The organism is Alcanivorax sp. HI0083, assembly GCF_001635175.1.
On sequence record NZ_LWFX01001258.1, the window covers coordinates 1 to 4,092 of the forward strand.

The 4,092-nt window shown below is 58.2% G+C and carries 3 protein-coding genes and 1 pseudogene; 2 read left to right on the forward strand and 2 right to left on the reverse strand.

What is annotated here, in order from left to right:
* A pseudogene (locus A3754_RS27885) lies at window positions 1-442 on the forward strand (haloalkane dehalogenase); the annotation flags it as partial.
* 95 nt (window positions 443-537) lie between these two features.
* Here A3754_RS27885 and A3754_RS18405 read toward each other — a convergent pair.
* Both A3754_RS18405 and A3754_RS18410 read right to left on the reverse strand, forming a co-directional pair.
* On the reverse strand, window positions 538-2,334 hold the full coding sequence (locus tag A3754_RS18405) for an amidohydrolase family protein (RefSeq protein WP_063520862.1): 1,797 nt from the start codon (window positions 2,332-2,334) through the stop codon (window positions 538-540).
* A gap of 138 nt (window positions 2,335-2,472) precedes the next feature.
* Window positions 2,473-3,648 (reverse strand): diguanylate cyclase, encoded by a 1,176-nt coding sequence (locus A3754_RS18410; RefSeq protein ID WP_082872481.1) that lies wholly within the window; start codon window positions 3,646-3,648, stop codon window positions 2,473-2,475.
* Window positions 3,649-3,892: 244 nt separating this feature from the next.
* Between A3754_RS18410 and A3754_RS27890 the strand changes: the two genes are divergently transcribed.
* Window positions 3,893-4,092, forward strand: a 200-nt coding sequence (locus tag A3754_RS27890) for an arylamine N-acetyltransferase (RefSeq protein ID WP_197468712.1), incomplete at its 3' end; no start/stop codon positions are given.

Here is a 4,092-nt window from a genome sequence, read left to right on the forward strand (position 1 = left end):
ATCGGTGCCGAAGGCCTTTCATCTGTGGAAGAATTTCGCCATCTACAGCCCGGTTTTTCCCATCGCCCGGATTATCGGCAGCGGCACTTTCAAGACATTAGGGCCAGATGAACGCCGGGCTTACGACGCGCCGTTCCCCAATAAAAAATTCAAGGCCGGCGCCAGAGCCTTTCCCAAACTGGTGCCAGTAAGCCCGCACGATCCGGCCAGCGACGCCAACCGGGCGGCCTGGAAAATTCTGGAGCAATGGCAAAAACCCTTCCTGACCACCTTCAGCAACGGCGACCCGATTACCCGTGGCGGGGACAAATACATGCAGGAGCGCGTTCCCGGCGCCCAGGGGCAGCCGCATCAAACATTGGTGGGCGGGCATTTCCTGCAAGAGGATTCCCCGGTGCAGTTTGCCCAGGCGGTGAACAGCTTGCTGAAAAAAATGGACTAGGCAAGGTTCTGCACGATTAGCTTGCAGGGCAGTCCTCAGACCATTTACCTGACGCAGGAAGCCGGATGCCTGACAAAAAAGCATCCGGCAACCAGTCAGGCGGTTTGCAGGCCGGACTCCACACGACTGGGGCGGGCCTGGACTTCCGTGCCCGGCAGGAATTGCCCGAAATCGCGCTCGTACCCCAGGTGCTCATCGAACCCCTGAACACGGTCATAGGCCACCCGGCCATTAATAATAGTCGCCGTCACGGCTTCATCGTTGCGCTTGACCAGACGGTTCAGGGAGGTGCCTTCCAGTGGAGCCCAGCTCACCTCGTCCAGCTCGCCGGTCAACCCTTCCGGGTTCACGATCACCACATCCGCACGGGCTCCCACACGCAGGTACCCCGCACGCAGGCCAAACCAGTCCGCCAGATCGGCGGTCACCGCATTCACTCCTTCCCCCACACTCATAAACGGCAAGCCGGCTTCGTCTGCATCGCGCACATATTTCAGTAATCGCAGCGGAAAGTTGTACTGGGCGATGGATTCCAGGTGCGCGCCGGAATCAGCAAAACCCACATGGGTGTACGGGCTCGCCAGCAGCTTGTGCATGACTTCCGGCCGATGATTGCCGTAATTGGTTTTCCAGCGCAGCTCATTGCGATACTGCACCGCCAGATCGAAATAGGCATCCACCGCATCCTTGCCTTCAACCGCTCCGATTTCTTCAAAGTTTTTGCCAATTAACGACGTGTCCGGGCAATCCACCACCCAGCAGTCGCTAAAATCTCTATGCCATAGCCCTTTGGTGAACAAGGCATTAACGTGCTTCTTGAACAGCTTGCGGAAAGCGGGCTCATCCACCTTCGCGTACATGGCCTCTTCATCCTTGTAGTCGCGCAGTAACTCGCCGGATGAAAATTCCTCGAACGCATTCACGTTCAAACCACTGAGGTGCAAGGTGAATGGCGCGGGCAGCGTCTGCCAGCGAAAATTCCCCCGCAGTACCCGGTTCGCCACAAAGCCGCTCAACCGGGTCACCACGTTCAACCAGGGGTTGGACTTGAGATCCAGCGCAGTGAGCATGGAGCACTTCATGGGGCGGCGGAAGAGCCCATGGGCCTGCCACAAGAAACGCAGCACATTCACTTTTTTCACCGCATCCGGCGCTCCCTGCATCACCGCATTACGGCGCCGAAGGATACGGAATAACCGTTTGAACTCTCCCCAGCGGGCATAGGTAGAGGGCAAGGGGCGAGACCAGGCGCGGTCGCCATCCACCTTGTCCAGCCGGGTGGTCATCAATGACAGTCCGATACAACCTGCATCCAGGGCGTCTTCCAGCAAACACTCCATCTGTTGCAGTTCTTCTTCACTGGGCTTTTCCGGTGAAGTCGCCCGCTCCAGGCCCATTACTGCCACGCGGATATCGGAGTGCCCCACAAAGGACCCCACATTGGGACCCAGAGGCTGCCTGTCATAAAAGGCCCGATACCCGGCGGCATCCCGCCAGCTTTTTTTCTCTTCCAGAATCGGCAGCACCGCTTCCCGGGGCACCGCTTCCACCCGGGTGAACAGGTCCGAACAATCTTCCGGTTGGGCATTGATCATGCTGATGGAGCAGGAACCAATCAGCACCGAGGTGACACCGTGGCGCACCGATTCTTTTAATGACGGCGTGGCAATAACCTCGGCATCGTAATGGCTATGGGTTTCGATAAAGCCCGGCGTCACCCACTGTCCGGTGGCGTCATACACTCTGGGCGCAGCGTGTAACGGCAACGGCACGTCGCTGATGGTGACAACCCGCCCATCCCGGATTCCCAAATGACGAATCACCCCGTCCCGGCAACTGCCATCAAAGAACTGCCCATGGTTGATCACGATATCGTAGACGTATTGCTGCATGGTACTCCGCCGCGGTGTTGTTATTGGATAGAACGAAATAGTGCGCGCACTGGCGCCAGCGTGAAGAGCAACAATAGGGAAGACGGTGCAAAGACACCCGGCCAATGCGCGACAGGAAATGGTTAATCAGGGACAGGTTCAGGCCGTTGCGCTGGTGACTGCCGACCAGAATTCCACCCGGTTGCGGCCCCTTTGCTTGGCCTGGTACAGGGCTTCGTCCGCTTGGGACACCAGCTGGGATGCCGTTGCCTCCATGCCCGGAGCAGCAACCACCACGCCAAAGCTGGCACTGACTGTCAGCGCAGTGCCATCGTCCAGAACGATGGGAGTGTCGTACAGTGCCGCGCGACAGCGCTCCACCACATTTTTTGCACCCATTCGGCCGGTAGCGGGCAACACCAACACAAACTCTTCGCCACCAATGCGACCGATGCGGTCGGTTTCCCGCAGGGTCTGGCGCAGCCGCTCCGCCACCCGCACCAGTACGGTATCCCCCGCAGCATGGCCATGGCGGTCATTGATCTGCTTGAAGTGATCCAGGTCCAGCACACACACCGACAGGTCTTCCCCGGCGCGCCGGGCCCGGGCAATTTCATGGGCAAACTGATCAAACAGGGCACGCCGGTTTGCCAGCCCGGTGAGCGGATCCTGCACCGCCATGGCCCTCACCTGGGCTTCACGGTGCACCCAGCGGCGCAGCAGCAGGGACACCAACGTCAGTACCGCCGTCACGAAAGGCACCGAAAAAGCCACGGTGCTGGCAATCCAGTAATAGGACAGGGAATCCTTGGCGGTGGGGTCGGCACGGAAATACAACGCGTAAATGTCATAACCGCTGGCCGACAACCAGGCCAGTAACAACACCATCAGCGTACTCACGGTGAAGCTCCAGACCACCGGCCGGAAGCCAAACAAGATAAACCCCACTAGGGGTGAACCGAGCAGCACCATTCCCGTGATCGGGCTATACAGCCCTAACATCAGCCCCAGCAACAGAAAGCTGACCCCGAAAAACTGCACAAAACAGTGCACGAACAACCGTGACTGGCGCCGTTTTTTACGCAACACGGCTGCCCAGGCAATCATCACCAGATAGCCGATCACATTGAACAACAACACCCCGGTAAACTGCCTGGCCCCAGCGGGGGAAATATATTGCGCACCGAAGTCAGTGAAGAACGCGGTAACCAGATGCCAGGCCAGATAGAAAAGCATGTAGACAGACAGCAACACCGACAGCAACAGGCATTTTTCGCTGTCACTCCAGTCGAGCAATCGGTAAATCGCCGGTGATCTCGAAGCGGCTTTTCGCATAAGCAACCGTGACTCATTTCACACTCTTTCCGGAATTATGTCATTCAGGGAGCCGCCGCGGAGCCAGCGTAAACTACGTTGGGGCAGCCATTGCTACCAATGGTCGGAAAGCGGCGATAATGTGAGCACCGATATCGCACACGAAACGTTATCGCGGGAGTGCTGGGTATGCATTTCCCCCTTTACCTCAACCTCGGTTGAGGCCGTACCCTCCCCCTTCCTGTTGACGAACCCGGAGTCTGCCATGCCCCTTGATCTGGATGCCTATTGCCAACGTGTCGGTTATACCGGTGAGCGAACGCCTACTCTGGCCACGCTGCGCGCCTTGCAACAATGCCACCTGCTGCATATTGCCTTTGAAAACCTGAACCCTTTGCTTGGCAAGCCAGTACCACTGGATCTGGCCAGCCTGGAACGCAAGCTGGTGCAGCAGAGACGGGGTGG